21 protein-coding genes and 1 pseudogene are annotated in these 24,859 nt (G+C 43.8%); 12 read left to right on the forward strand and 10 right to left on the reverse strand.

Annotation, left to right across the window (positions count from 1 at the left end):
* The first annotated feature begins 83 nt into the window (after positions 1–83).
* Positions 84–1,010, forward strand: a complete 927-nt coding sequence (locus BLP33_RS16320; RefSeq protein ID WP_090530750.1) for a cobalamin-binding protein — start codon at positions 84–86, stop codon at positions 1,008–1,010.
* Positions 1,011–1,256: 246 nt separating this feature from the next.
* The gene (locus BLP33_RS16325; protein ID WP_090530754.1) at positions 1,257–3,815 is read left to right on the forward strand and encodes a family 20 glycosylhydrolase; all 2,559 of its coding nucleotides are present in this window, start codon (positions 1,257–1,259) and stop codon (positions 3,813–3,815) included.
* Positions 3,816–4,100: 285 nt separating this feature from the next.
* Here the strand turns inward: BLP33_RS16325 and BLP33_RS16330 are convergent, their stop codons facing one another.
* The 4 genes from BLP33_RS16330 to BLP33_RS16345 form a co-directional block, all read right to left on the reverse strand.
* Positions 4,101–6,179: a TonB-dependent receptor gene (locus BLP33_RS16330; protein ID WP_090530757.1), complete on the reverse strand. Its 2,079-nt coding sequence runs from the start codon at positions 6,177–6,179 to the stop codon at positions 4,101–4,103.
* 256 nt (positions 6,180–6,435) lie between these two features.
* Positions 6,436–7,566, reverse strand: coding sequence for a TlpA disulfide reductase family protein (locus BLP33_RS16335; protein WP_090530762.1), 1,131 nt, complete (start codon positions 7,564–7,566; stop codon positions 6,436–6,438).
* A gap of 101 nt (positions 7,567–7,667) precedes the next feature.
* Positions 7,668–8,855, reverse strand: coding sequence for a TlpA disulfide reductase family protein (locus BLP33_RS16340; protein WP_090530765.1), 1,188 nt, complete (start codon positions 8,853–8,855; stop codon positions 7,668–7,670).
* Between the two features lie 57 nt (positions 8,856–8,912).
* Complete coding sequence (locus BLP33_RS16345; protein ID WP_090530770.1) at positions 8,913–10,094, reverse strand: formimidoylglutamase; 1,182 nt, start codon at positions 10,092–10,094, stop codon at positions 8,913–8,915.
* Between the two features lie 166 nt (positions 10,095–10,260).
* Here BLP33_RS16345 and BLP33_RS16350 point away from each other — a divergent pair, with 166 nt between their 5' ends.
* Positions 10,261–11,229, forward strand: coding sequence for an NAD-dependent epimerase/dehydratase family protein (locus tag BLP33_RS16350; RefSeq protein WP_090530773.1), 969 nt, complete (start codon positions 10,261–10,263; stop codon positions 11,227–11,229).
* 70 nt (positions 11,230–11,299) lie between these two features.
* The gene (locus tag BLP33_RS16355; protein WP_090530777.1) at positions 11,300–12,589 is read left to right on the forward strand and encodes an HAD-IB family phosphatase; all 1,290 of its coding nucleotides are present in this window, start codon (positions 11,300–11,302) and stop codon (positions 12,587–12,589) included.
* Here BLP33_RS16355 and BLP33_RS16360 read toward each other — a convergent pair.
* Positions 12,586–13,068, reverse strand: coding sequence for a universal stress protein (locus BLP33_RS16360; protein ID WP_175490033.1), 483 nt, complete (start codon positions 13,066–13,068; stop codon positions 12,586–12,588). The genes BLP33_RS16355 and BLP33_RS16360 overlap by 4 nt on opposite strands.
* An 84-nt stretch (positions 13,069–13,152) precedes the next feature.
* Here BLP33_RS16360 and BLP33_RS16365 point away from each other — a divergent pair, with 84 nt between their 5' ends.
* The gene (locus tag BLP33_RS16365) at positions 13,153–14,106 is read left to right on the forward strand and encodes a tryptophan 2,3-dioxygenase family protein (protein ID WP_090530783.1); all 954 of its coding nucleotides are present in this window, start codon (positions 13,153–13,155) and stop codon (positions 14,104–14,106) included.
* Positions 14,107–14,234: 128 nt separating this feature from the next.
* Positions 14,235–15,305 (forward strand): branched-chain amino acid aminotransferase, encoded by a 1,071-nt coding sequence (locus BLP33_RS16370; protein ID WP_090530786.1) that lies wholly within the window; start codon positions 14,235–14,237, stop codon positions 15,303–15,305.
* Positions 15,306–15,508: 203 nt separating this feature from the next.
* Here BLP33_RS16370 and BLP33_RS16375 read toward each other — a convergent pair whose 3' ends face one another.
* Entirely contained in the window at positions 15,509–16,057 is a 549-nt protein-coding gene (locus BLP33_RS16375) for a histidine phosphatase family protein (RefSeq protein WP_217633172.1), read from the reverse strand.
* Between the two features lie 19 nt (positions 16,058–16,076).
* The gene (locus BLP33_RS16380; RefSeq protein ID WP_090530789.1) at positions 16,077–16,358 is read right to left on the reverse strand and encodes an ATP-dependent Clp protease adaptor ClpS; all 282 of its coding nucleotides are present in this window, start codon (positions 16,356–16,358) and stop codon (positions 16,077–16,079) included.
* 99 nt (positions 16,359–16,457) lie between these two features.
* Here BLP33_RS16380 and BLP33_RS27185 point away from each other — a divergent pair, with 99 nt between their 5' ends.
* Entirely contained in the window at positions 16,458–17,327 is an 870-nt protein-coding gene (locus BLP33_RS27185) for a DOMON domain-containing protein (RefSeq protein WP_139160008.1), read from the forward strand.
* An 84-nt stretch (positions 17,328–17,411) separates the two neighbouring features.
* On the opposite strand, the gene BLP33_RS16390 is transcribed toward BLP33_RS27185, so the two are convergent.
* Positions 17,412–20,129: a TonB-dependent receptor plug domain-containing protein gene (locus BLP33_RS16390; RefSeq protein ID WP_090530792.1), complete on the reverse strand. Its 2,718-nt coding sequence runs from the start codon at positions 20,127–20,129 to the stop codon at positions 17,412–17,414.
* A 145-nt stretch (positions 20,130–20,274) separates the two neighbouring features.
* Positions 20,275–20,811: a dCTP deaminase gene (gene dcd / locus BLP33_RS16395; RefSeq protein WP_090530796.1), complete on the reverse strand. Its 537-nt coding sequence runs from the start codon at positions 20,809–20,811 to the stop codon at positions 20,275–20,277.
* A 211-nt stretch (positions 20,812–21,022) separates the two neighbouring features.
* Here dcd and BLP33_RS16400 point away from each other — a divergent pair, with 211 nt between their 5' ends.
* The 5 genes and pseudogenes from BLP33_RS16400 to BLP33_RS27870 form a co-directional block, all read left to right on the forward strand.
* Positions 21,023–21,664 carry a 4'-phosphopantetheinyl transferase family protein gene (locus BLP33_RS16400; RefSeq protein WP_090530799.1) on the forward strand — a complete coding sequence of 214 codons (642 nt, stop codon included), beginning with the start codon at positions 21,023–21,025 and terminating at the stop codon, positions 21,662–21,664.
* A complete protein-coding gene (gene lipB, locus BLP33_RS16405; RefSeq protein WP_090530804.1) occupies positions 21,664–22,419 on the forward strand; it encodes a lipoyl(octanoyl) transferase LipB in 756 nt (251 codons plus the stop codon). The genes BLP33_RS16400 and lipB overlap by 1 nt, the downstream gene beginning before the upstream one ends.
* A complete protein-coding gene (locus BLP33_RS16410) occupies positions 22,419–23,141 on the forward strand; it encodes an SGNH/GDSL hydrolase family protein (protein ID WP_217633173.1) in 723 nt (240 codons plus the stop codon). The genes lipB and BLP33_RS16410 overlap by 1 nt, the downstream gene beginning before the upstream one ends.
* Positions 23,142–23,197: 56 nt before the next feature.
* Positions 23,198–23,605: a type II RES/Xre toxin-antitoxin system antitoxin gene (locus BLP33_RS16415; RefSeq protein WP_090530807.1), complete on the forward strand. Its 408-nt coding sequence runs from the start codon at positions 23,198–23,200 to the stop codon at positions 23,603–23,605.
* 109 nt (positions 23,606–23,714) lie between these two features.
* Positions 23,715–24,029 (forward strand): annotated as a pseudogene (locus BLP33_RS27870) (RES family NAD+ phosphorylase); the annotation flags it as partial.
* 28 nt (positions 24,030–24,057) lie between these two features.
* On the opposite strand, the gene BLP33_RS16425 reads toward BLP33_RS27870, so the two are convergent.
* Positions 24,058–24,858: an ABC transporter permease gene (locus BLP33_RS16425; RefSeq protein ID WP_090530810.1), complete on the reverse strand. Its 801-nt coding sequence runs from the start codon at positions 24,856–24,858 to the stop codon at positions 24,058–24,060.
* Between the last annotated feature and the right edge of the window lies 1 nt (position 24,859).

A 24,859-nucleotide genomic window follows, 5' to 3' on the forward strand; every position in this document is an offset into this window, starting at 1 on the left:
GCGTTGGAATCCAATAATCTGACAAATCCGTTTAATCCCGGTTCAGAATCTTCCTTACATTTGCAAACTTTAAACGTGTTAACATGCCAACTGAAAAAATAGTTTCATTACTGCCGGCCGCTACCGAGATAATTTGTGCTTTAGGATTAGAGAAAAACCTGGTAGGCCGTTCGCATGAGTGCGATTTTCCGGCATCTGTTAAAGAATTACCCATATGTACTGAAGCTAATTTTCCGGATGGTATGAGCAGTGCTGATATTGATGTAAAGGTAAAAGAGATTCTTGCCGATGCGCTATCTGTTTATACTGTAAAACGCGAACAAATTAAAGCCCTTTCGCCTGATGTAGTAATAACACAAGCCCAGTGCGAGGTTTGTGCTGTATCATTAAAAGATGTAGAGGAAGCATTGGAAAACTACCTGGATAAACAGGCACAAATTATATCGCTGCAGCCTAACAGCCTCGATGATATTTTTAATGACATTGCCAACGTTGCCAATGTGCTAAATGCACAGCAAGCCGGTACCGAATTAATCGAGAGTTTGCAGGAGCGCGTTGATATCATCAAGCACAAACTGAAGTTTATCGACAGTAGACCTACGGTTGCCTGCATTGAGTGGCTTGAACCTTTAATGGTTTCCGGCAACTGGGTTCCTGGCTTGGTAGACATAGCTGGCGGAACAGCGGTATTAGCCCAGGAAGGTAAACACTCGCCATATGTTGAGTGGGATGACATTCTGCAACAGGATCCCGAAATTATTGTGGTGATGCCTTGCGGCTTCAGTATTGAACGTACCATGCGTGAGATCAACCTCCTTCTGGACCGCCCGGGTTTTGCATCACTCAAAGCCGTAAAAAACGACAGGTTTTATATTGCCGATGGCAACCAATATTTCAATCGTCCTGGGCCCCGCATCGTTGATTCCATCGAGATCCTGGCCGAAATCATCCGCCCCAAACAGTTCATATTTGGTTATGAAGGTGAGGGGTGGATTAAGTTTTCGTTGTAAAATACTGCCGCAGGTTTAGCGATGGCGTAACCTGTGGTGTACAATGGCTGAAGCTTCCAGCTTAAACAATGTATTGAAGCTGAAAGCTTCAGCAATGCAAGTCACGGGTTACGCTATCGCTAAACCCGCGCAGATAGCTACCCTAAATCTAACTTAAAACTAATGACTTCCCTAAAATTACTTATTAAAATAATTTAAAAAGTAATATATTTACTTGTCTGCTATCTCACAGGCACAGGATCAATTATGAACAAAATTTTTACGCTGGTGGTTATCGCCGCGGTTTTTGTATGCAGCGGTTTTAAAATTAATGATGATAAAAAACCGAACGTAACCAACCTGCACCTCACCTGGCAAGTAATGGATAATAACTATCAAAATAAAAATGAAGCGCTCACTGCACTGGTGATAACCAATAAAAGTCATGAGGTTTTGCCTGCGGTGGGATGGAAGATCTACTTTAATTCGGGCCGGGGATTTACTAAAGCAGCCGTCAGCAATAACGCCCTAATTGAACAGGTTAACGGCGACTTATACAGCATAACCCCAACATCCGGCTTCAAAGACCTGAAACCCGGCGAAACCTCCCGCATTGAATTTGTGTGCGATGACCCTGTGGTAAACATTACCGATGCACCTGAAGGGCCATACCTTGTTTGGGATAATGCCCCTGAAAAAGGCTATTCTTTCGGCTCGTATGACATTACGCCGTACAAACCAACTTATCAGGGGTTGATAACACCCGAAATTGTTTTCGACAGGAACAAGACGGTTAGCGATATTCCTGCCGATCAATTGGTGAAAGTTTTCCCTACACCGGTAAGTTATAGCCCGGGCAGTGGCAGTTTTTCGTTCGTTACAGGTGTTCAGGTTTCATCGGCCGATGCGCGGTTCAGCAAAGAAGCAGCTGCTTTAAGTAATTATATTGCTGGCCTCTTCGAAAAAAAGGGCGCCGGGAAATCTTCAGGTAAAATTATTTCATTTGAATATAAAGCCGGCTTAGGCGATGAAGCTTACGAGCTAAATGTGAAACCGGCTGCTGTGGTTATCCGCGCATCGACCAGTACTGGCATCTATTATGGCATCCAATCGTTCAAAAGTTTGATCCCTGCAAGTGCTTTGGCTAAAACGCCATCATCGGTACAAATCCCATGTGTAGAAGTTGCTGATGCTCCACGTTTTGGATATCGTGCGGTAATGCTGGATGTAGCACGTAACTTTCAGCCAAAGCAGCAGGTGTTGAAATTGCTGGAAGCGATGAGCCTGTACAAGCTTAATGTGTTGCACCTGCATTTAACGGATGATGAGGGATGGAGAATAGAGATCCCCTCGCTGCCTGAGCTTACTTCTGTTGGCTCAAAACGGGGCCATACGCTGGATAGCAAGCATCATTTGCCACCGTCACATGGCTCCGGCCCGGAGGTTAATAACCCTTTTGGCACCGGTTATTATACTAAAGCCGATTATATCGAGATCCTGAAATACGCCAATGATCGCCATATCACCGTAGTCCCTGAAATTGAAACACCCGGTCATGCCCGTGCAGCTATCAAGGCAATGAACGCCCGCTATGGCCACCTGATGGCCGAAGGCAAAAAGGCAGAAGCAGAAAAGTATTTACTGTATGACCTGAACGATAAATCTGAATATCGCTCGGTACAATACTGGAACGATAACGTGATTGATGTGTCGCTGCCTTCAACCTATAATTTTGTGGAGACTGTCGTAAATGACCTCATCAATACTTATAAAGAAGCAGGAGCTCCATTGCCAACCATCCATTTCGGCGGCGATGAAGTACCTGCCAGCGTATGGGAAAAATCACCTGCATATTTGGCGCTAAAAACTACGCATCCTGAAATACCAAGCACTAATGACCTTTGGTATTACTTCTACGGTCGCGTTAATGAAATCCTGAAAGCAAAAGGCATTCGTCTTTCAGGTTGGGAAGAAATGGCGCTTCGTAAAACTACGCTCGACGGTCAGCCGGCTTACGTACCTAATCCGGATTTTACGAAAGAACACTTACGGGTTGATGTTTGGAACAACGTATTAGGCGGGGGACAGGAAGATCTGGCCTACCGTTTGGCTAATGGTGGTTACAAGGTTGTGCTAACCTGCGTTACTAACCTGTATTTTGATATGGCCAATTACAAATCATTTGACGAGCCTGGTTATTACTGGGGCGCGTTTTTAGGCATTGATAAATTCTTCTCATTTATCCCCTACGATTATTTTAAAAATGCCGACGTTGATAAGCAAGGCAACCCTATAAACAGGAATATCTTCATCGGCAAGCAACGCCTTACCGATTATGGTAAAAGCAATATCGTGGGCTTGCAGGGCGCGCTGTGGGCCGAAACCGTGAAAGGCCCGGAAAGAATGGATTACATGATATTTCCGAAGCTGCTTGGCCTGGCCGAACGTGCCTGGGCGCACGACCCGGCATGGGCCACCGAAAAAGACCCTGTAAAAAGTAAAGAGGCATACCAGGCGGCCTGGTCAAATTTCCTGAATGTGTTAGGTAAACGTGAACTGCCCCGCCTGTCTTATTATAACGGTGGCTATGATTACCGTGTGCCAAAACCGGGCATTAACCTGCAGGATGGTAAATACCTGAGCAATGTGGAGTTCCCGGGTTTAACTATCCGGTATACAACCAATGGTAAAGACCCGGATGCCGGGAGCAAGGTCTATACAGGTCCGGTTAATTACAATGGCGGCGTTATCAAATTCCGCGCTTTTGATCCGAAAGGCAGGGGAAGTAATATTGCTGAGGGAGGAAGTAATAATCTGAATCCGTAGTTTCAGTTTGCAGTTTTGGGTTTGCAGTTTGCAAGTTGAAAAAAGTCCGATGTTTACTTCGTAAAAACACCGGACTTTTTTATAATAACAATCGCCGGGTTCATATTAAAATCATGTCATTGCGAGGAGGAACGACGAAGCAATCGCATACATTACCGAGCCGCTCTGCTCCGTGCGATTGCTTCGTTCCTCGCAATGACATGGTTTTACCTTCCGGGTTTTTATTGATTAAGGCGAGCGTAGTCGGCGATTACTATGATCTATGAACCATCAACTATTAACCATCTAATACATAAAATTCATCCCAACCGAGTAATTCCTCAGCGGAGCCGCATTATAATATCGGTTACCTACAGCATTCAAATCATTACCAAGGCTATATTTCTGATTCAGTAAATTATCCGCGGCAGCAAATATTTCAAAACGATTTTTACGGCCAATGGTTGGCTGATAGCTAACGCGGGACTGCAACAGGTTATATTTTGGCGCATATACGTTGCTTGCATCGTTCAGCGGAATTTTTGAAGTAAAGGTATGCTGAACAAATAATGCAATACTTTCAGGGAACCTGATCTGCAGGCTGCTTACAAATACATTTTTAGGTACGCCCGTCAGCCTGTTACCCGAATAATTGGCATTGGTAACCATATAATCCCTAAACCGGAAATGACTGTACGTAAAAGATTCGTTGAGTTGTAGCCCACGGATGAAGTTATACCCGTTTGGGCGAATAATCCAATAGTATAATGACGCTTCGGTGCCTAACTGGTTGGTACCACCGGCGTTGATGTAATGCTCGGTTTCATTAGCATTTAGGCGGCGTACTATGGCATTGTTTAAGCGATAGTAGTAAACAGATGCATCAAGCATAAAAGTTTCGTCGCTGTTGCGCAGGCGGAAGCCAGTTTCGTAATTCCAGCCGTATTGGGCCTGCAGGCTTGTGTTTACAATATTATCAGTTGGCCGTACCTCGGCAGTTGTGGGACTTGAATAACCGCGACTTATACTTGCCCGCCACGCCAATGCGTTAATGAACTGGTATGATAAAGCCAGTCTCGGCATCAATTGCGCGCTAAAGTTGCGGTTAGTGAAATTGTTTTGATTAAGCGGATACAGGTTTTTAAAATCATATCCATAATCGTTTAAGCTTACCGCCGCTTCAATATGCAGGCGTTTATACACATCGGCAGCATAACGGGCAAATGCAAAATGCTGGTTGGTGTGGATATCATCAACGGTTTGGGTAGTATCTTTTACCCCCTTCTTATTGCCATAGTTGGCAATGTGCGAGTTGGTTTGCTGCCATTCAAAACCGAGATCAACTTTCCAGTCTAAATTGGGTTTCTTATCGCCGGTTAGTTCAAAATAAGTACGGAAACCATAGGTATTTTCACTGCGTTGCTCATAATTAGTAATGAACGGATTGGCGAAATCAACGTGGTTCCCAAACACGGCCAGCACGTTGCGGATGTGGTCGTTAAAATGATATTCGTTGGTTAAGCCGCCTAAATACATTTTGGTAGTAATACCTATGCGTTGCTGAATAGCCCCCGGCAAAGTTGCCGTAGGCTGGCGGGCTAATCGCGGATTAGCAATGTACTGGGCCAGGTTTAAGCCTCCCGGTGTTTGATAGACCAAATCGGAATAAATGCCCAATGCTTTTAAGGTGTTTTTGCCGCTGTAGTTCCAGCTATCGGCCAGTTGCAGGTAGTTGCGGTGGGTATCGCTATTTTGCCTGTAGCCATGATAGGTTTGAAAGCTTTGATTAATGTTGAGCAGGTAATTGGTAGTTTTTAATTGTACTGCTGCTTTTTCATGAAACAACCCGTATGAACCGCCATTTATCCCGGCCGAAATATAGGTACTGTCGTTATACCGGTTAAGCGGACTAAGAATGACTACCCCGCCTGAGTTTGCCCCAAATAAGCTGCCATCGGGGCCCTTTAATATTTCAACCTTTTGTATCGAAGCAATATCAATAGCATTTAAATAACTGTTACCCCCGGCATCTGTAAGGGGGATATCATCAAAATAGATCTTTACGTCCCTCACGCCAAAAGGCGAACGTAATAAACTCCCCCTGATGGATAAACGATAGCTGCCTGGCGAACGCTCCTCGGTACGTACCCCCGGAACCGTATTTAAGGCATTTACAAATGAATTATCAGGCTGGATCCTGAGCTGGGCTGCATTAAGCACACTTACTGATGCAGGTACGCTTATCACAGGCTGGTCGCTCAGGTAACCTTTGATGATCACCGGTTTAAGCTCGGTGGTGTCTCTGTTAGGTTTGATCTTATTTTGTGCGTGGGTTACAGTAAAAGCAGCAAGTATAAGAGTTATAAGAGTAAAGCGTTTTAGCATAGATTGACAATCAGGGATGATCCTCAAAAATAGTTTTTATACTTGTAAAAGGATATCGTCCGCTTGTAAATATCTTGATGTTGTGATTGGGCGGCGCTGAAACTTACGAAGTTTTGAAAACTTCGTAAGTTTGGGCTCGGGTCAATGCCGCCCTTTTCCTTTTGCTCGCTAAATCTCAGGGATGAGAAGCAAACATAAAAGCCTTAACAAATTAATTTGCTAAGGCTTTTATGGTCATTGACGTAAAATGACATTATTAAATCTTTCCGAAAATCTCCGCGAGCTTATTCTCCAGGTCTTCGCCTCTTAGATTTTTACCAATGATCTTTCCATTAGGATCTAACAAAAAGTTTTGAGGAATCCCGCGCACGGCATAAAGGTCGGCGGCTTTACTATCCCAGAATTTAAGGTCGGATACGTGGTTCCAGGTAAGGCCATCTTTGTGAATAGCTGCCAGCCATTTATCTTTAGCGTTCGGCCTGTCGAGCGACACGCCAAGTATGGTAAAGTTTTTGCCTTTATAAGCGTTGTAAGCCTTTACCACATTAGGGTTTTCACGACGGCAAGGGCCGCACCATGATGCCCAGAAATCTATCAGTACATATTTACCACGAAATGATGACAGGCTAACCATTTTACCGGCAGTATCAGCTTCGGCAAACTCGGGGGCAGTTGCACCTAATGCCACAGCTTTTAATTTTGGCAGGCGTTCGGCAAATTTCTTGCCTGCTTCGGTTGCTTTAATAGCAGGACTGAAGCTGTTAAACAATGGGGCAATATCTACGTAATCGGCACTGTAGGCATATGATTCAAGCGCGTTAAGGCTTACATATGAATCGGGGTTTTCCTGGATAAACTTTTTATTTAGCTGCGCATCCTGGTCGTCGATCTTTTTTTCCTCAGCATTTAGTTCGGCAAGTTGGTCCGGCGTGGCGGTTTTACGTTTTGCCGAAAGCGCCTCATAGGCATCATTAATCGGTTTTTCGGTCTGGTTATATTTTTCGTTATCGTTATTGGTTTTGGTGCCTTCTATTTTGGCATCAGCAATTTTATCAGTTGCGCTTACGTTGATGGTACCTGGTTCAAGGTAAATGGAACGATAATCTTCTGAGCTATGCAGGCCGGTACCTTTGGGGTTAAACAAAATATAACCGCTTACAGGTGTTGTTGTGCTTGTTTTACCGGTAAATTTAAAGGCTCCTTCGTTCAATACTGCCGAGTCGACAACCGTTTTTCCATCTTTACGATATTGCACATAGACTTTCGCCGGTGCGTTATAGGCGCCAATTTTACCTTGCACAGTATATTGGGCATCCTGGGCAAAAGCTAAAGCAGGGGCGCTTGCAATTGCTGTTAAAGCTATTTTTTTTATTGAGGTCAAGTTCATATCGCAATATAATAAAATTAGCCGGGTATTAAATATCCGGCTAATTCAACGGTGAATATGACATATTAATTAATATCGCCCAGGCAGGGCCTTAGTATCAATTAATTATATTTTCCAAATAACTGTTCCAGTTTGGCATCAAGATCTTCGCCACGGAGGTTTTTTGCAATGATTTTTCCCTGAGGATCGATCAGGAAGTTTTGAGGGATAGATGTTACCGAGTACAAAGCCGCAGCCTGGTTGTTCCAGAATTTAAGATCAGATAATTGCGTCCATTCCAATCCGTCGCTTTTAATGGCAGCAAGCCACGCCGATTTGCCGTCGGGCCTATCCAACGAAACCCCAACTACGGTAAAGTTTTTGTTTTTGAACCTTGCATAGTTACGTACCACGTTCGGGTTTTCCTGACGACAGGGACCGCACCATGATGCCCAAAAATCAAGTAATACATACTTGCCCCTGAACGACGATAGCTTTACAGGAGTTCCGTTAACGTCGTTTTGTATAAAATCAGGAGCTTCGGAGCCGATAGCCGTAACTTTTAGGGCGTCGAGCTGCACCTTCATCATTTTACCGGCTTCGGTATCTTTGATTTTTTGAGATAACGAATTGTATAATGGCTCAACCTCGCTAAGGTCAGGAGCAGGACCGCTTACCGAGGTTAGTGCAAGTAAACTTAAATAACTATCAGGGTTGGCTGCAATAAAGCTTTTTAAAGTTGTCTTTTGCTCTGTTTGCAGGGCTTTATACCTTGCCTGCATGGCACTCCTGAAAGCTGCCGATTTTTGCTGCTCCGGCGTTGCTGCCTTGGCGTCGGCCATTAGCTTTTCGCCTTTTTGATTGATGGCTTTTAACTGTGCCTGGAGTTTTACATTATCTGTATTAAGTTGCGAACCTGTGATCTGCGCTTTATCTATCGAATCTTTGCTGGTGATGGTGATGGTCCCTTTTTCCAGGAAAAAATCTATGTCGTCGGCCGTCTTTGAAATCAGGCTGCCGTTATCGGCATATTTATAGTTGCCGTCGATAAATTTTTCGAGGGGTAAGCCCTTGTAGTTAACGGCTAATGTGGCATTAACGGGGTTAAAGATAGTGCCGGTAAATGAAAATGCCCCGTTAACCACATTGGCCGAATCGGTAACATTATTAGCACCCAGTTGGTACGATAAATATACTTTGGCAGGTGTGGTGACATTGCCTAATTTACCATTAATAACAAAGGTGTCTGTAGCCTGTGCAAGCGCCGTTACCGGCAGCATGGCGGCTATGTAAAAAAATAATTTCTTCATTAGAATATATAAAACTCTACGCTGCTAACGTTTAAGCAAGTGTTAAAATTGTGAATATCAGTTTAATTTTTGATAGGTACGCCACCAAAGGTCCGGCAATTCGCCTGATGTTGCCGTTTTATAGTCGGCATAGCTGCAGGGTACCAAATGAAAACGCTCATTAGGCGAACCTGCCGACGGGTAGGGCACCTGCATCCACCAACGGTCGGATTTTTTACTTTTTACAAATATTACTTCCTGGTCGTCGTGGGTTAAGCTGGTTTTATAAATAAGGTATTGTGATTTAGGGTTAAGTGGAAAATCGCGCTTACGGTTATAAAAACCGTCAATAAAATACCAGATCATTTGCGCCAGTTGCCAGGCGGTTTGCCCGTTACTGTCATAAGCCGGATTAAATTCATAAAAACCTATCGAGGTAAGTTTATCATTAAAGCCCGCGTAACGACAGAGCTGGCAGGCTTCTTCGCCATAAAAACCATTTGGCGTGGCATTGGCATTCCCCATGGCATCGGCAGCGCGAATTGCGCCGATATCGAAACTTACCATGCTGGCATTGCGGATGGCAGGTTCGGTAACAGCAATATTGCCGCTCAGTTCGCCTAAGCGGTGTACATCAAAATAAAGCTTATCCATTACCCGGAGGCTGTCCTGGCTTACAAAATAGGTTTGATAGCCAAGGTTGCTGAAGTTAAACAGGTAATTTGGATCATGCAGGAATATTTTGTTGAGATAGGAAGCAGAAGTAGTTTCAATGCTTTCGCCGTGATTATCTTCATCCAAATCAAAATGCGAATCGATTACCACCAGGTCAACTTTCTGTTCAAGCTCCTCATAACCCAGGTACTGGGCGTAAGTAAGATCCTGTCCCCCGCCTAAAATAACGGGGATGATGTCTTTTTTGATCAGTTCGCTCACTACAGTTTTAACGGCAAAGTAGGTGTCTGTTACCTTTTCGCCGGCACGGATATTGCCCAGATCGGCAATTTTTACAGAATAGCCGCCTTCGTTTAACTGATATAATTTTTCGCGGATGTAATCAGGGCCAAGTGAACAACCGGGGTTGCCAACCGCGTTACGATCATCCATAACACCGATAATGGCAATATCCGTTTTCTCCTCCAGATCAGGGAAATCGACAGAGTAATGCACAATTTTATCGCCAAGCTGGCTGGTATAATAGCCTTTTTTAGGAGCTATCTTTTTAAGATCAATCGGCGTAAAAAAATCAGCTAATGACATAATTATTTAATGTGCAGATTTCAGATGTGCAAATGTGCAGATTTTTTAGCCTAAAGCTTAAGGCTAAAAGCAGAAAGCTTTTCTTACCATGTTGCTTAAGTTTAAAAAAGAAAGCTTTAGGCCTTAGGCTTTCTGCTTTGAGCTAAAAAATAATCACATTTGCATCATGATCTTAATAACAGGCGCAACTGGTTTTCTCGGGGCCGAACTGGCAAAACTATTGGTTACCACTACCGGGCAGCGAATCCGCTGCACCAAAAGGGCAAGTTCAGTTATCCCAAGGTTACTGTTGCCATATCAGGAAAACATCGACTGGGTTGACGCCGATATGATGGATATTTTTGCATTGGCCGATGCGCTCGAAGGTATTACCCAGGTTTACCATTGTGCCGCCTGGGTATCATTAAAGCAGGCGGATAAAAAGCCGATGATAAGCACCAATGTTACCGGGACTGCCAATTTGGTTAATCTTTGCAATGAACGTGGCATAAGGATGGTGCATGTAAGCTCAATTGCTGCTATTGGCGCCGCCAAACCCGGAGAGTTAATTACCGAAAACCATCACCTGGAGCAATCAACAGAAAACGATGGTTATGCCATATCCAAATTGGAAAGCGAAATGGAGGTTTGGCGGGGTATTGCCGAAGGTTTGGATGCTGTTATTGTTAACCCCTCGCTGATAATTGGCGCGAGTGCCGGTACCCAGGGCAGCGGCGCCTTATTCAACACGGTACGTAAGGGGCTTAAGTTTTATACCTCGGGCACTATAGGTTTTGTTGATGTAGAGGACGTTGCCAAATGCATGGTAGGTTTAATGAACAGCGATATTACCGCCGAGCGCTACATTATCAGCGCCGAAAACCGGGACTACAAAGGTATGGTTACCGAGATAGCAAAAGGCTTCGGCATCAAGCCACCCGCTATTTTTGCTAAACCCTGGATGATGGAACTGGCCTGGCGCGGGGCCGCTTTTGTTTCGGCTATAACCGGTGGCGTTCCGGCTATAGATAAAACATCGGCACAAACAGCTTCATTAACCCGCGAGTTTGATAATTCAAAAATAAAAAAAGCGATAGGCTTTGAGTTTAAGCCCATCAGCAAAACGATTGCGGAAATTTGTGAGGCGTTAAAATAATAAAAGCTTTCAATTACCTATAAATTCTACCTGTTCTATCAGCAAATTTTTTCGCACCTTTGCAGCCAAGATGGAACAGTACTTTATTATTGATTTCGACAGCACCTTTACACAGGTTGAGGCCCTTGATGAACTGGCCCGGATCTCTCTAAAAAATCGCCCCGACCGCGAAGATATCTACAAACAGATAGAAGATTTGACCAATGCCTCGATGGAAGGTAAGCTGTCGTTTACCGAAAGTTTAGAGCGCAGGGTGAAATTGCTAAATGCTAACCGCGATCATTTAAAGCAACTGATCAGCCATCTTAAAAAGAAAGTTTCTACTTCTTTTTCGCGGAATACTATCTTCTTTAAAAATCACCAGGACGAGGTGTTGATCGTATCCGGTGGGTTCAAAGAGTTCATTACACCGGTAGTAACCGAGTACCACATTAAAAAAGAAAATATCTACGCCAACACTTTCGTGTTTGACGAGGAAGGCAATATTATAGGTTACGACCGCGAAAACCCGCTTTCGCAGGAAGGTGGCAAGGTAAAGCTGCTGAAAGAGCTTCAGTTACCGGGCGATATCTATGGCATCGGTGATGGTTATTCTGATTTTCAGTTAAAGGAATCGGGTATGATCAAAAAATTCTTCGCTTTTACCGAAAACATCGAACGTAAATCAGTAGCCGAAAAGGCCGACCATATTACCCCAAGCTTTGACGAGTTCCTCTATCTGAATAAACTGCCGCGTGCCATCTCCTACCCTAAAAACCGTATTAAATGTTTGGTTGTGGGCAACGTGGATGAGGATGCCTTAGACCAGCTTAAAAAAGAGGGCTACAACATGCGCCACCGCGACGATGTTGAAGAAAAATATCTTGAGGAAGCCGGTGTGTTATTTTGCGACGAAGAACATCAGCCAAGTGCCGAACAAGTTCAAAATGCAGGCAGGTTAAAGGTGATTGGTATTTTTGGCAAATGTAACCGCAAGCTGGCCGATGCTGCTGCCGAAAACGGGATCATTATATTTGACGACCCAAGGCATAACCCGCACAGTACCGACTTTTTACCCAAAAGGGTGATGGCTTTCATGAACGAAGGTAAAACGCATACCAGCTGTAACTTTCCCGATCTGCAGCCACCGCGCGTTAACAATGCCCACCGTTTAATTCACATCCATAAAAACGTACCGGGGATACTGGCTAAAATTAACGATGTATTTGCCCGCCATAATATTAACATTGTGGGTGAATTCCTGGTTACCAACCCGCAAATAGGTTATGTAATTACCGATGTTAATACAGGCTATGATACTGAAGTATTGAACGAGTTAAAAGCGATTGAGCATACGATTAAGTTCAGGCTTTTATATTAATTTTTCTCTTCAATATAAGGCACAACCAATACAGGGATCAATGATTTGTTGACCACCTGCTCGGCAACGTTGCCTAAAAAGAATTTATCGATACCGGTACGGCGGTGAGTGCCTAAAACTATCAGGTCGGCATTAAACTCCTTACTGCATTCAATAATACCTTCAGCTGTAGATCCGTATTGGGTGAAGTGAGCTATTTCCAGTCCCCCGCCCCATTCTTTTGCCGTCTGATCCAGCAATGCGGCAGAGCGCTCGGTTTGCAATGTTTCTAATTCTGTGCCTGGCAGATTTATATTAGGATCAAATGGCATCCCTCCTAATAAACCCTCCTGGGTATCGGTGGGCACAATAATAGGTTCAACTATGTGTACCAAACCAACTTCGGCATTATAGGTATGGGCTATATCAAAAGCGAACGCCGCTGCATAACGTGAAAATTCGCTTTCATCAATACCGATGAGTATCTTCCTGATCTTCATAATAATATTTATAAGGCTTGTATCCATTATAACAACCTAATACGGATATGTTTTAGCAGTATACTATTTTATTACCTTTGAAGTATGCATTTCTCTCCCGAAATTGAAGACCGGTTAAATCAGCTGCAGGAAAAGTACGAAGCTATGGGCCAGGATATGAACTCATACCTTGATGGCCTGCTTTATGCAGATTTTTTAACCTATTGGGATTATATCCACCTGGATACCCTGCTTAGTTTACAAAACCCTAAAACCCCATTTCCCGACGAGGAGATCTTTATCATTTATCACCAGATCACCGAACTATATTTCAAGCTTGCCCTGCATGAGTGCAGACAAATTGTTGAAGCAGCGCCGCTGACAGCCGAGCTTTTTACAGCGCGGTTAAAAAGGATCAACAGATATTTTGGTGCCTTAACCCACTCGTTTGAGATCATGGTTGATGGCATGGAGAAAGAGCAGTTTCTGAAATTCAGGATGTCGTTGCTGCCGGCAAGCGGTTTTCAGTCGGGCCAGTACCGGATGATCGAGATCTACGCTACGGATTTTATAAACCTGGTTGCTAAAGATAAACGTGAGGAACTGCAGCATGCAACTATTGAAGCGCAATTTGAATACCTGTACTGGAAGTTTGGCGCTACCGAACTTTCCACCGGTAAAAAGACTTTGACGCTTAAACAGTTCGAGAAAAAATATTCAAAAACATTTATTGAACTGGGCAAGGCCGCTGTTAAGCATAACTTTAATACGCTGGCTAAACAATTTGAGTCATCATCAGAACTGACTCCTGAATTGCGTAACGAATTGCGCCAGCTGGATATCAATGTCAACGTAAACTGGCCGCTTTCACATTATAAATCTGCGGTGCGTTACCTTAATCGTGAGCCGGAGGATATTAAGGCAACAGGCGGCACTAACTGGCAAAAGTACTTGCCGCCGCGTTTTCAAAAGCGAATCTTTTATCCCTGGGTATGGAGCGAAGAGGAAAAAGAGAACTGGGGTAAGGCCTGGGTTGATGATGTGCTGAGTAGTAATTGAGCCCGGCAATCATATTGTCAAAATGATGTTTTATATGTGATAATCACCATTTAACTATGCAATTTTTTGGTGTAGGCCATAAAAATGCCTAACTTGCCATTTTCTATAATTTATTAATTTTTAATGCCATGACCGAGACATTGGACATCAAGATCAGCAGGACAACTGCTTCCCGTTTGCAGCAAACGGACTTTGACAACTTACCTTTTGGAAAAACATTTTCTGACCACATGTTTGTGGCCGATTACGCGGACGGTGAATGGAAAAATCTCTCGGTCATTCCCTACGGCGAAATTGGTCTAAGCCCTGCAATTTCAGCACTTCATTACGGACAAGCGTTTTTTGAAGGACTGAAAGCCTATAAACATGCGGATGGAAAAATCACCGTTTTCCGCCCTGATAAGAATGCTATCCGTTTCAACAAATCGGCCGAGCGCCTTTGCATGCCAACCCTGCCCGAAGAAATCTTTTTGCAAAGTATAGCTACCCTGGTTGACCTTGACCGCGACTGGGTACCTTCAAAGCCAAACCATGCTTTGTATATCCGCCCGTTCATGTTCGCTACCGATCCTTACCTGGGGGTAACACCGTCTTCAACTTATAAATACATGGTATTGATTGGCCCCGTTGGCCCATACTTTTCAAAACCATTGCGTGTTAAAATTGAAACACACTACACCCGCGCTGCCGAAGGCGGTATGGGTTATGCCAAAGCTGCCGGTAACTACGGAAGCTCCATGCTGCCGGCCCGTAAAGCAACCGAAGAAGGTTTTGATCAACTAATTTGGACTGATGCCAAAGAGCATAAGTTTATTGAAGAAATGGGCGCTGCTAACGCAATGTTCCTGTTAGATGGTAAACTGATCACGGCCGAAGCAAAAGACACGATATTAGATGGTGTAACCCGCGATACCGTTATAGCTTTAGCCAAAGAGTGGGGTATCACTGTTGAGGAACGCAAAGTTTCTGTAGCCGAGATTGTTGAAGGTGCTAAAAATGGTAAACTTACCGATGCCTTTGGTGCCGGTACTGCCGCAACTATAGCTCCTGTAGCTTCAATCAGCTACGAAGGCCAGGAATATTTCCTGAGCGATCCGAAAACACGCGAGTTTTCGAACAAGGTATTTGATACACTGGATGCCATTAAGTATGGTAATGTTCCGGATACGCATAACTGGAATTACCTGGTTAGCGAATAATTATCAGTTAACATAAAACACAAAACGCCCCGGAAAATCCGGGGCGTTTTGTGTTTTATGTTATACTTTGCCGCCGCTCGGCTCAAGCCGAGTGGTTATTATTCCAGGGCCTCCGGCCTGCGTTATCCGGCGGCCGGGAGGCCGCTTAATAGTTGCCACTCGGCTGGAGCCGAGCGGCGGCGTAAACGATGAGGTGGATTAATTTAAAAACTACACCCCGAAGCCGGTGTAATCCCTTCTTTATCCATCGTTAACGACGGTTTGCCTTTTTTGAAAGTCACTATCCAGATGCTGTCGAAATCACTATCGGGCCATTCCAGGTCTTTAACTTTCATACCTAAAGCTTTCAGTAAAGGTTTAATTTGATTATGTTCCCATACAATAAGGATGGTGCCTTTTTTTGAGGTAAGTTCTTTAGCGACGCCGTTATCATCCTCTTCTTCAAAATTACTATTGATAGAAAGATTATATTTTGCAGCAAACGGCGAGACGGTTTGGAACATGCGCACCCTCGCGGTTGATTTACCCTGGTGCATTGCCGGCACATAAATATGATCGGGCAAACCGAATTTGGCTTTTAAAACTTCGGGCAGTTTGAGCGAACGGTTAAACCCGGCGCACGAAAGGTTATCCCCAACATCGGGCTTTTCGGCATGACGGATAATTACCAGTTTCAGGTTTTTGCCCTGGCCGCAGGCGGTCAGGCTTGCCCAACCGACTAATAAAAAAAATAAAAATGATCTTTTTAACATGTCGGTTGTTTTTAGTGTTTTATTCTACTGAAACTGTTAACCCTTCCTGCTGAAGGATTTTTCGGTAGATCTCCATTTCGGTAAAGGAGCCTTCCAGTACGGCGCATTTGCCTTCGTTATGTACTTTCCATGCTATCTTTTCGGCTTGTGGTTCGGAGTAATCCAGGTATTTCATCATGCAGTGGATCACGTGGTCAAAAGTGTTAAAATCATCGTTCCAGAGTATTAAACGATGCATCTCTTTAAGTCCTGCAAGTAACTCTTCGAGGGTAAATGTTTCTTCCTGTACTTCAGTTGGCATACGTAACTACAAATTTACTCAAAAACAATAATAAAAGTATTAAAATCGTGTTCCATGGTCTTAAAAATCATGTTACATAAAACCCTTAAAAAACTTCACATGAAAAAAGCATCCCCGGCTTTTGTTTTAGCATTAACCGCACAACTTTTAACAGCTCACCATTCATCGGCCCAAAGTACTCAAAACAGCTTACAGGGCCCGCCCGCTAATATTAACATTGATGGTAGCCTGAAAGACTGGGGCGACAGCCTGCGTTACTATAATGAAGAGAAGAAGCTGAACTACGTGCTGGCCAATGATAAGGATTACCTGTATGCCGCTATCCGCATTAGCGACAGGCTTGATAAAATGAAAGTGTTGAATGCAGGGATTACAATAAGCATTGATCCTAAAGGGAAAAAGAAAGATAGTTTTATGCTTACTTTTCCACTGGCAGCCCCGGATGAAAAGCCGGAGTTTGCCAAGCCAAAAGATGATAACGGCGAAATTACCCAGGTCGACCGTGACGAGCTGATGCGCGAGCGGATAACTAAGCTGCGATATATTAAGGTTGTTGGGTTTAAGGATATTGATGGCGATATGATCACCACATCAAACACCTACGGCATTAAAACAGCCATAAATTACGATGCGAATGGCGATTTGGTTTATGAAGCGGCCATACCCTTAAGCTTTTTCCACGCCGGTAACGATGCTTTTAAAAATGAGTGGGCTTTTAATTTTAAGATCAACGGTTTCCAGCGACCGGCAGGCACAGGTGGGGGCGAGCAAGACGGTGGCAGCTTTGGCGGCGGCGGTGGTCGCGGCGGACGAGGTGGAATGGGCGGAGGCGGCATGGGTGGCGGCCGTGGTGGAAGAGGCGGTCGCGGTGGCATGGGAGGCGGCGCAGGCCGTGGTGCGGCGGGCGGTGCAGGCGAAATGTCAAAATCTGTTGACTTTTGGGAGAAGTATTATTTGAGCAGTAAATAAGTTTGCTCGCCAAAAATAAAGTCCGAAAGAGATAAACATTAGCATTGCTTAAATCTTTCGGACTTGCCGACTGCGGGCTTAATATTACTCCACCTTATACCTATAAACCTGCCTGCCTAAATTACCGTCGGCATCAATACCTTCAATTATTACACGATATGTACCTTTAGCATCGGCGTTAAAAAAGCTCATGGATGTATTGCCATCCTTATCAGTTAATAAGCCTGGTGCCCAGTAAATGGTGCTGCGAAGGTCCTGCATTTGGGCATTGGTTTTAGGATCATCATATTTAGGCGAATAAAATTCGCGCGCTTTATAATATCCCTTAGGAGCATAGGTTACAATGCCCGGCGCGTATCTATTGTAAACACTTTCACCGCCGCGCTTGGTTGTAATAACCAAAAGGCCGCCAGCTCCCCTTGATCCATAAATTGCCGTATTGCCAATACTTCGTAAAGATTCAATAGTGGCAATATCATTTACATTTAAGTTATCCAGGAAATCGCTTCCCACATAGGTTCCATCAAGCACAATTTGCATTGGGTTACCCGGACTGCGGGTTGAATAGGGGATACCACCGCGGAATATTACACCAGTCAGCCGACCCTGTAAGATTTGAGAAAGCTGGCCTCCGCCATACATCAGGTCTTTACTGGTAAGTGTTTGGTCGGCATTGCCCGGCCCGTTAAGGTTGGCCGAATTTTTAAAAGGGTTTTCCCGTTTCTCGCGGATCACTACTTCCTTTAATACGATAGTGTGGTTGCCAATACCGTATTTTACCTGTTCGTCATAAAGCTTCTTACTGTTTAAAAGGTAGGCCGATGTGCCATCGTTGATGTTGACCTGGATATCGGGCGCGTTTTTATTAGGCCCAACGGGTTGCGGGGTTACGTTGTCAAGCGTGATATCGAGATTTTTGCGGTCTTTGGCCGTACGTGCCTGGATCACAAATTTGATACTGTCCCTAAAAACAAGGTCTTTAAAAGTAAACTTACCTTCGGCATCAGCCACGGTATCAATAATAAAAGTTCCTCCCGATGTTGAAAAAAGGGTAACCTTGCCGTTTGGTACCGGTTTGCCACCAAAAGTTTTGAGGTGCCCGGTTACTTCCAGTGATTTTTCGGGCTTGAAGACTATTGGGGTAAATTTATCAGCAAGCAGCTGTTTCCATTCAAAGCGATGGTAGCCCTGGGTAAGCATCAGTGCATCAAGGTTGTCCCTGGTTTCGTTACTTACATTAGTAAAGTAATAATTCGGCTTTTCAATATACCCTTTCAGCTCGGAGGTAAGCAGTAAGGATGAATAGATTGAAATTTCGCTTGCCTCGTCTGTGTTAACTTTTGATTCATCAATAACCGATGCTGAAAAACTCCCCACAACGGGTTTATCCTCACTGTTTTTAGCATTGAGATTAATAGTAACTTTTTCGCGGGGTTTATAACTCTGCTTTTCGGAAGTAACGGCAAGCTTAAGCTGATCGGGGTTTTGAACAAAGATGAGGCGCTCGTTCAAAGGCTCACCGGTTGCCGAAAACAGCGTGAACTGTACAATGCCCGATGGGAATTTATTTTTAGGGATGGCAGCCGAAAAGGATGTTGCCCCATCCTTACTTTTGCCTGCATAACAAAGCTCACCGCCCGATTGCGCTATCAGCGTTAAACCCGATAATGAGGCTGTACCGTTACCGGTGTTTTTACCAGGGATGATGGATACAAATACCTTGTCGTCGCGCATGCTGTTGACACTTAATACATAGCCATTATCAACTGCCTTGGGCAAATCAAAAACACCTTCAGAGCCATCGGCATAAGTAATGTGCGCTTTATAAGTTTTACCACTTTCAGGCTCAAAGGTTATAGTACCCATGCCAAAATGGCTATCGCCCAATGGCGCAACCTGGTTGTTTTGATCGTCGGCAATAAAGCCTTTAATATCAACCCCTACTCCATCGGCTCCAACGGCTTTAAAAGCTACCTTTTCAAAAACACCATTAATTAAACTTCCGCTCTCCGGGAAAAACTGAACATCAACCTTATTTGATAGCGTTTTTATGGGCACGGCTTTCGCAACAGTATGTTTTTCATCAAGCTTCACTTCGGTATTAATATGGCCGGATGTTATTGCAACGGCCTGATTAGTAGTAAAACCGGCTGTTAGGTTCCCTTTATCATCAGTTATACCTTTCCCCCGGGAGATTGATTTTCCGTTTATTTCAACTTCATAGCTTACTGGTTTATTAACGTAGGCTACACCATTCAGGTCGGTATAGGTAATTACGGCAGTCACCTTTGGTTTACCATTTAAGGTACTGTAGCTATAGGCTGTTTTGGTGAAAACCTTGTTGCTGATGCCATTTACCACAGTGATGGTTTTATTGAAGAAATAAGCTTCGCCTTCGTTTCGCATCCAGTTGGTATAAGCGCGGATGCGGTAATTTCCTTCAGTCATGCTATCGGCCAGGGCAAAATCGCCCGCGGCGAGGCCGGCTGTTAACGGCAGTTTAAGGCTGCGTTTTACCGAATCGTTATCATCAATAAGGTCAACATTCAGGGTTTCGCTATAAGCCGAAAGCTTATGCTCACTGCCTATAGTAACATAGGCTTTAAACCAGATATCCTCGCCAATGGCATAATAGGGCTTATCAAAGTGCAGGTAAACTTTTTCCTGCGGATGATCGGTGCGCCATTTATCAAGCTGGGCAATGATTTTTGTTACCAGTTCATCGTCGGGTTTTATAAAAGCTAAGGTAGCACCGGCAATTAAGGTGATCAGGATTCCAACCGATAGGCGTTTTAGGTTCATAGAAAGATAAATCTTGAACTACCAAGATACGCAAAAAAAGTACCAAGTCATATTAAGTCTGAAGTTCGAAGTCTTTAGTCGAAAGTTTGACTTATATTTTCTACTTGGTACTTAAGACTCCCGACTTAAGACTTGTGGCTTAAACCTACCACTTATTCTTCCACATCATGCTTTCAACAGGACGTGTAGTAGGATTGTTGTATTTGGCGTTGGCCTTACTGTTGTACAGTGTTTCAATCTCGCCCTCAACTACAAAATAAATAAGCTGGCCAATGGGCATGCCGGCGTAAATGCGCACCGGCTGGGCACATGAAATTTCAAGTGTCCAGGTATTGCAGAAACCAACATCACCTTTACCCGCTGTTGCGTGAATATCGATACCTAAACGCCCTGTGCTTGATTTGCCCTCTAAAAACGGAACATGCCGGTGTGTTTCGGTGTACTCCATCGTTACGCCCAGGTAAAGGGTATTGGGCTGAAGCACAAAGCCATCCTTCGGAATTTCAAAGCCATCTATCTCATTATGAACTTTGGCATCAAGCACCCGGCTACGGTAAGTAGCTAAATATTTGCCCAAATGAACGTCGTACGAGTTAGTGCCCAGGTATTCGCGGTTAAATGGTTCAATAATAATATGGCCTTGTTCAATTTCTTCGAGGATGCGCTTATCAGATAGTATCATACAGGCAGGTTATTGCTGGCGCTAAATTATGAAAATTAGCCTAATCGGCGCCGGCTTTTATAAACAATATTGACCGGTGAAATGCGTTCAGATAGCGCAGAAACAATTCCTAAACCTGATAAGGTTCAGCCGATTACGAATATGTAGCTGCGCTGATATTATTTAATTTTTTTTGACATATGTTTGCAACCTATTTTGCAATTTTACTTTTATGGCGATAGCATACAGGCAGCGTATTGATGATGACACTGAGTTTGCACTCTGGCGTATCGAGGAGGAGGCTACAGACCTGTACAGCCAATTGCAACTTGATCAGCAGGAAAAGGATTTTGTAGAAAGCCTGAGCAATGGCAAGCGCCACCTGCACTGGCTGGGTACCCGCGTGCTGCTGCGTAAAATGCTCCGTACCGATGAGTATATTGATTGTAAAGTTGATGAGCATGGCAAGCCTTACCTGGTAAACCTCCCTTACCACATCTCCTTAAGCCATTCGTTTGATTATGCCGCTGTGATGATCAGCAAAACATATAAGGTTGGGATTGATATTGAGCAGATTAAGCAAAAAGTTGAGCGCATTGCCAACAAGTTTATGCGTAAGGAAGAGTTGAAATTTATAAATGGCCCGCAAAAAATTGAACAACTATATGTTTGCTGGTGCGCCAAGGAGGCTGTTTATAAATGTAACGGGCAAAAAGAGGTTTCATTTGCCGATAACATTTTTTTGGAGCCTTTCCAGTTTGAGCATCATGGCGTGGTGAATGCGCAATTGAATAAAAAAGATACCACCATTGATTATACAGTAGGCTATCTGCAATATGAAGATTATATGATAGGGTACGTAAAGGGCGAGTAATGAAAAACAAGAAAGTATTTTTTCAGGATTGGGGCCTGGTTGATTATCAGCAGGCCTGGGATAAACAGGAAACCCTTTTTAGTGAAACGGTTAAAACTAAAATAGACAACCGTAATCGTGAAACGGCTTACGAAGCAGCTGCTAAAAACGCAGGGACTGCTGTAGCCTACGATACTATCGAAGCCGACGAAACTTTTAACTATCTGGTATTTTGCGAGCACCCGCACGTGTATACCCTGGGTAAAAGCGGCAAGCCCGAGCATCTATTGTTAGATGAGGCAGGCTTGAAAGAAAAGCAGGCTGTTTATTACCCGATAAACAGGGGCGGTGATATTACCTATCATGGGCCGGGGCAAATTGTTTCATACCCGATACTGGACCTTGATAATTTTTTTACTGATATACACCTGTACCTGCGTACGCTGGAAGAAGCAGTGATCCTTACCCTCGCCGATTTTGGCTTGCAGGCCGGTCGTTATGAAGGTTATACCGGCGTATGGTTTGATGCCGATAATGACAAAGCCCGTAAAATATGCGCCATGGGCGTACGCTGCAGTCGCTGGGTAACCATGCATGGCCTCGCGCTTAATGTAAATACCGATCTGAGCTATTTTAAAAACATAGTGCCCTGCGGTATTGACGATAAGGCTGTTACCTCCATGCAGCAGGAACTTGGGTATGAGGTTGATATTAATGAAGTAAAAAAAATCCTTAAACACCATATTTCCGTACTTTTTGGTATGGAGATATTATAATGAAGGGAATAATTTTCAGTTTACTCACAGCAATTACATTATCGGCCTGTGCAGGCAAAAACACACCGGCGCCGGTTAGCTATAATAATCCCCCGCCAAAACCAGTTACCGTGATACAGGATACCCTAACATACCTTGCCCTCGGCGATTCATATACCATAGGCCAGTCTGTGCCCCCTGAACAGGCATTTCCTAATCAACTGGCTAACCAGTTACAAGGCCTCAAAGTAAATACGCCGACTATCATAGCCCGCACCGGCTGGACAACCGATCAACTCATTGAAGCTATTGATCAAAGCAGCATCAAAAGCAATACTTATGATGTAGTCACACTGCTGATAGGTGTAAATGATCAATATGATGGCTTAAGCCAGGAAAATTACCGCGTTAAGTTTGAGCAGGTTTTAAATACGGCCATCAAATTTGCTGAGGGTATCAGCGAGCATGTGTTTGTGCTGTCTATCCCCGACTATGGTGTTACACCTTTTGCTCAAGGGCAGGATGCCGCTATCGGCCCTGAGATAGATCAGTTCAATGATATTAACCGTAAAATAAGTGCTAATGCAAAGGTTAATTATGTTGAAATAACAGGGATCTCCAAACTGGCCGCCAATGATCTTACCTTATTGGCTGATGATGGTTTGCATCCATCCGGTAAAATGTATGGAATGTGGGTTGATAAACTGAAGGCGGCAGTAAGGGCTATTTTTGCTAAAAAATAAGATTTGCTTTTCGACGACAATTGTCGTAAATCTATGGTCAATTTACAATAAAGGCCATGAGTACTCCAAAACCCTATAAATTTCTTGATGATGATGAGGTTAATTTAACCTTCATGGTAAGGGAGGGCATATCATTTCCTTATCTTACCAAATTATCAAATCATATCCATTTTAATATTGATGACTGGGCTTCGTACCTTCATCTTTCCGAGCGAACTATTCAACGTTATAAAAAGGAAAACAAAACCTTTGATCCCATATATTCTGAAAAGATAATCATGATTGAATTACTCTATAAAAGGGGTATTGAGGTTTTTGGCGATGAAAATAATTTTTACGCCTGGATGGATTATAAAAGCATCCCCCTGGGCGGAGTAAAGCCTAAAGAACTTTTGGATACAGCCTTTGGGATCAATATGATCCGCGATGAGTTGGGGCGCATTGAACATGGCATACTTGCATGATCGTTTATCGCTTAAGTAAGCAGGCTTACATTCATGACTTGAGCGGCAGGGGGCTGAACTAAACGGCGGGCGCTGGAACAGTAAAGGAACTGCTGTAGTTTATACCTCTTCGTCACGCGCATTGGCAGTACTTGAAGTTGCTGTACATACACCGCTTGGATTTATGCCTGCTGATTATTTTATGGCGACGATTGAGCTGCCTGATAATGCAGATTTTTAAGCCTCACACTGATCAGTTGCCCGAAAAGTGGATAGTAACCCCCTGATCAAAGCAACACAGCAAATTGATGACGGCTTTGTAAAAGCCAACAAATATTTAGCACTCCACGTACCATCCGCCACTGTTACCGGCGATTTTAACTACCTGCTCAACCCTTTACACTCCGATTTTAAAGCCGTAAAAATTATTAATATCGAGGATTAACTAACCTCCAGCCTCTAATCACTAACATCTACTTCACGCTCTTACGCTGCACAATAAAATATCCTGCCACAAATACTACAACTGCTATAGCCATACTTACAAATACATCTTTAGTGAAAACATCTATCTGTAACTGGTTAGCAGGATCACCATGATTATTTTTCAGCATGCTGCTGATGGCGGCCATGGGGTGTGCATATGGAAACAGGTAGCTATATTCCCAGCCTTTTGAAGCAGCTACAACACCGGCTATAGTACATATAAAACCAATCCCCATCGGCTTTAAAAAATCGGCCCAAAATAAACTGAGTAAAAACTGAATGGAGAGGATCCCTAATGATGATAAAAACAATTTAAAATAGATCTGTGCCAGTTCTTTCTCCATGTGGAAATTATCGAACCGTAACTCTGGCTTTACGATGCTTAACAAATTGCCGAAACCAATGGTAAACAGCACAAACAATGCAAGACAAAGAAATACAAGGAAAACCGCATAAAAAAATTTAGCCGCATAAACCGACCAGCGGGGGATTGGCAGATTAAACAAGGTTTTCCAGGTATCGGCCCGGTGTTCGATACTGTTTACGGAGTATGCTATAAATATGATATACATTGGCAGCACCAATGAGCCCATGATACCCAAAATAGCACCAGCAAACTGTAGCCAAAGCATCATCGGCGGCATTGACACCAACTTTTCACTTTTGGTATAAAATCCCACGAACAGCAAAACCCCTATAAATAAAGGAAGCATTACAGAGGCCCAGAAACCAAGCGTTTTACGGCTTTTGTAAAACTCCGAACGGAATGACAGTATAAATCCTTTCATG

The organism is Mucilaginibacter sp. NFR10, from assembly GCF_900100445.1.
GTDB classification, from domain to species: Bacteria; Bacteroidota; Bacteroidia; order Sphingobacteriales; family Sphingobacteriaceae; genus Mucilaginibacter; species Mucilaginibacter rubeus.